Annotated in this window: 2 protein-coding genes and 1 pseudogene; all 3 read right to left on the bottom strand. The window is 37.3% G+C overall.

Annotation, left to right across the window (positions count from 1 at the left end; all coding sequences use genetic code 11):
• Nucleotides 1-102: 102 nt before the first annotated feature.
• The 3 genes and pseudogenes from AB4161_RS22730 to AB4161_RS22720 all read right to left on the bottom strand — a co-directional run bounded on the left by AB4161_RS22730 (nt 103) and on the right by AB4161_RS22720 (nt 4602).
• On the bottom strand, nt 103-1884 hold the full coding sequence (locus AB4161_RS22730) for an EAL domain-containing protein (RefSeq protein ID WP_372084400.1): 1782 nt from the start codon (nt 1882-1884) through the stop codon (nt 103-105).
• Between the two features lie 977 nt (nt 1885-2861).
• Nucleotides 2862-3574: pseudogene (locus AB4161_RS22725) on the bottom strand (transposase); the annotation flags it as partial.
• 329 nt (nt 3575-3903) lie between these two features.
• Entirely contained in the window at nt 3904-4602 is a 699-nt protein-coding gene (locus tag AB4161_RS22720; protein WP_372084398.1) for a LysR family transcriptional regulator, read from the bottom strand.
• Nucleotides 4603-4752 lie beyond the last annotated feature (150 nt).

Here is a 4752-nt window from a genome sequence, read left to right as displayed (position 1 = left end):
CAAAGTGCGATCCCGCCCTGTACGAAAAATGGATAATCCACCGTACAGAAAGATAAAAACCACCTACATCAGACTTTTAAAGGCTTAGTAATAGTTACTTATTCACACACTGCTAAATAAGTAACCTTGCTGTACATTGAGACCATGCTTTGACAATTGATTTGACTGTTCTTTAGTTTCCACACCTTCACAAATTATTTTCACAGCATACAACTCTCTTACTAGCTTCATGAAGCAAATTGAGTTCTCCTTCAAGGCCCCATCTTTATTGAAGATATATTCACGGCTAAATTTAATGAATTTCACATCTAAAACGTCGAGCATATTAATGTTATTATTACCTTCACCAAAATCATCAAAACCCACCGTAATACCCAATGATGACAAGGTATTAATCTTGTCAACTAGCTCTTCACCGTATTCAATACTTGAATCTTCGGTTATTTCTATTATTAACTTATCTTTATTCTTTAAATTTGAAATGGTCTTATATAGTTGGCACCAATCATACTTAATTACAGACGGACATAAGTTTAACCCGTATTTAACATCCCTTTCAGACTTTTGAATATAGCAATCAATATCTTCAATCATTTCGATAGTATACATACCTAAATAATTACCTCGCCGAAGGATAGGCAGTGATTTTAATATCCCCAAATGCTCGTTTTTACTGAGCACCTCACCGTAATAAAAACCGGAAACCGAACCACCCTCATCTATATTAACGATCGGCTCTACTTTGTATCTCATATTTTTTAGAACTGACAATGCTTTAACAAATAGAAAAAACTTATTTAGACACAGTGTAAAGTATAAAGAAAACAACATAAAAAACCAAATAGCTACACTCTGGTAGTCAAAATAGTATTCGACATTAACGTTTGCAGGAAGGTCATCAAATTTATAGCTTAATCCATTATTGACGCCTTGTGACAATAATACTTTCCCATTAACTTCCACTGACACCCCCCCAAAAATTGTGCCTGATGTCCAACTATTATATCTACTTTCTAATTTTTTAATGTTGGTGAAATGATAGTATGTGCCATTTTCCAACTGCCAATAGGCATATGTGTAGAGTTTATTTTTTTTAAGATCTTTAACACCAACACTACTAACATTATAATAACTACCAAAACCATTATGAAAATAGCATTTTTTACCTTCTTGCAAGTAGATACCATATGCTAGGTTGCCAATAGTCGGAATTTCTAGCGGACGAGCTATGGTACTGCAGTCAACCCCTTCAATATTTGACAAAAACTGCCCTACTTCTCTTGCATAATTACTTGTCTTAAGTGATAAATTTAATGCCTGATAGTATGAAAATACAATGATGGAGAATAAGCTTAATGTCAATGCGGCAAATAAGCTTAACAGCATGGACTTCCATTTAAAAACAAAGATGGTTTTTACTTGCTCCAATGTGTTTTTTTTACGCGAACATTCAAAGGAAATTTTTTTTAGAGGCATAGAGTATTTATTGTAACCAAAATAAAACCCTTTCCCAAACTTGTTTTTTATCAAATCACTTGAATTTATTACAACTTGCTCACTATCGTTACATAGAGATATCAATTTAACAAAGTTAGCCCTACAGAAAGCGACTGTATTTTTTACTGTAAAAAAAGATACTTTTATGCCTAGGTCAATTAGCTTACTTTCCAGCTCCCTAGTCGATATCACATCTATACCAGCGTAATCATAAATAACCCGCATTAGATAATACTCTATTTTTTTTATTGGTATTTCAGCTACTATCGTAGCTCTAGATTTGCAATATATCGCCATGATATACGCTTCTTGTTCAATTTTCAGTACTTTCATAACCGATAAATAGTAGCATTCGGATAAATCTAAGTTAATCGTATCTGTATGCATTTATATCCCCCAAGTGTTTGTATTTTAACTAAAACAAACCTTGTTCTTTTAATAATGATTTGAGCTTATAGCTTAAGCGACGACATCGCTCGTCATTGGATTCTTCGTTAATTTTCACCATTTTACTTCAACTTCATCGGGATGTAGCAATACGGCACGATTCAATTTCGGATATATCAATATAATTTGGGATATATAATGGAACATCAAAAACTGTGTTTAGAATAATGTCCCAACAAACACCTCAACGGATTTATAAAATATCGATCTATAACTGAGCTCGAGTTTCCTATTAGGGGTAATATTCATCTTTGTATTTTTGAGTTTACACAGCGATTCTTTATTTACATTTTAATGTAGTTAGTTAATCGATGCAAAAGGCGCTTTGCATATCTTTGTTATAAGCATCTAAGCACTTACCACTATAGTCGCTATATTTGCATACTTCATTGTTCGTTCCTTCTATGGATATCCCGGCTTGGTCACCGACGTTATTTGTACCGATAGAAACTGTTGATCTTTCTCTTGTTATTTCTGACAGTTCGAGCACTGTTCCTGAAAAGCTGAGTTAATTGAAACTAGGACCATCGAATGGCGCAAGAAACATGTTTTTGTTTGCATAATATCTTTGTTTTCTCTGGTTAGGCACTGACATCCAGTTTTTGAATAAGTGCCTATTCTGTCTTAAAAACAGAAGCTTGCTTCCCTTAGCCTCTATTCTTTTTGTTGGTGTAGAATCAGAATAACATTGTTTAACTTACCCAAAAAATTCATTATGTAAGGCCATATCCAACATTATTATTTTCCTATTCACCTCTGATAGAGTTTGTACTATTTTAGAAGAGGAAGGCTATAGCAAATGGACAGAAAACTAGGTAAAGATCGCACCGTATATGCGAATAGGTCAAAGCCTGTGGAATTGGGCGTTGACGTTGAGTTATTCAGGATTGGCGGAAGGAGGCTTTGTTGCTTTTTCCCTAAACGATATATTGAGTTTCAGGCAAACCTAGCCCGTAAGCTTGTTCAGTGCGTTGAGCATTGAGTAAGTCTCCAGTAACGGTTTCGCGCGATACATTGTGGTTTAAGGTGATGAGCGCTTGTGGTAACCATACTTCTGTTTACACTTTTTGTTCGAGCCGCATGGCTTTTGACAATCTACCGCATAATTGCGAACATTGCCTTGATATCAGATAGCTAGATGAGCGTAACCGCTTGCTTGGCCAAACGGCATCTTGGTGAACCATTGTGCCATAAGTGCCATTTCAAGATATCTCAACAATTTTATGGCATATCTATTTGAATAAATTTGAGAACACTTCAGCATCGGGCACGTTAGATAAACTCAGCTGGGCTTCGACTATTTCGTGGGTGCTTGTATCTACTGCGATATCTAGCTTACGCCAGACTCTGCACTTTCCGTCAGTCCCATGCTTCTTGACCTTCCACCCACCTTCGCCATAAACCTTGAGACCAGTGGCATCGTTGTATTGTTCATCTGATTTCGGCTCTAAATGAAAAACACTCTTAACACGACGGTATATATAGGTGTAATGTGGATTAACAAGAGGGGTATTAGCCAGCGGAAACTCTGAGTCTAGAAAACCTCGTTCCACTCTATGGTATAGAGAAAACGCATATCACTATCTGCGGTACTAATGGAGAAGTTGCCTAATCTGCGAGGCCTACCCCGTTAGTCTCGCTTTCACTCAGCTATCGCTTCCTCATCAATCTTAATATCTAACCACAATTAACTAAGGCTTTGTTATTGCCTCTAGTGAGTCGTTTTGCAACAATGTTTCGGCATAAGGCTGTTACGATTAATGATGCAGCCAAAGCAGTTCTTAGTCTCTAGATCTAGTTCCATTGAATTTAACAACTGAGTTCAAGACAACTATTCTAATTTAGCTATCTTTGAATAACTTTTCGTCTTTTAAAATAAATGTCTATACCGGATGTGAAAGACATGCCCCTCTCGCTACTTGTATTGAGGCGGGAATAGCAAATTTGGGCAATCTCGACTTAGCGAAATAGTGATTGAGTATAATCGGTGATAATGGATTCCAGCAACTGAACCTCTTGATAGCCTTCAAACTCCAGAGAACAATATAACGATAGTGGAATTCTAAGTGCGTTCGACACCTCCGATACAGGCAGTTCTTTCAATATGCCTTTTGAAACCCATTTATCTGCCACCGAGCGGTTGAGAATCGCCCAACCATCGTCACCAAGTAGTTCTAGCAAAACTTCATTGTTGCTGACTACCCTCAAATCCGTGGAGATAGAAAACAGGTCAGCGTTACTATTGTGATAGCTTTCGGTGATGTACTGCGTCTCTATCTCCAGCTCATCAATATGAACTTTACATTGATTGGCCAATACATGATTAGCAGCACAATAAAAGTGGTGTTGGACCGTGCCTAAATAGTTGTAACGAAAAGGGCGCGAGGGTAAGTTTTTCAGCTTACTTTGCATGATAGCAAAACATGGCGTATCGCCTATTAAAGCATCTATCACTTCATCTCGGTTCCTCTGAAGCCAGTGCAATCTAAGTGTGGGAAGCGCATTCTTAACAAGTCGGTTGATGTCTTTGATTGTTGAACTGGGTACCAAAGCGTCATGGTATATGACCAGTGAGTCAAAAGGCTTTTGATAAGCATTTATCATTCTCTCGTACAGCAAGTCGCTATTTTTTACCAACACCTTGGCTTGGCGATACAATGCTTTTGCCTGTTGCGTTGGTAATGCTTGCTTTCCTTCGATAATAAACAGTTCGATGCAAAAACTGTCTTCAAGTGCCTTGATCTGTTCACGTACGGTTGTGCGCTCTTTATTAAGCTTTCTTCATACATAGCGCAGAATGCGGCCAAG

It is taken from the genome of Vibrio sp. 10N.286.51.E5 (genome assembly GCF_041469125.1).
Classification (GTDB): Bacteria; Pseudomonadota; Gammaproteobacteria; order Enterobacterales; family Vibrionaceae; genus Vibrio; species Vibrio crassostreae_C.
This window is presented reverse-complemented; position numbering and strand designations above follow the sequence as displayed.

What these genes read in the sequence shown, in the direction of transcription:
- AB4161_RS22730 (WP_372084400.1), bottom strand. Translation starts at nt 1,884, where the DNA reads ATGCATACAGATACGATTAACTTAGATTTATCCGAATGCTACTATTTA.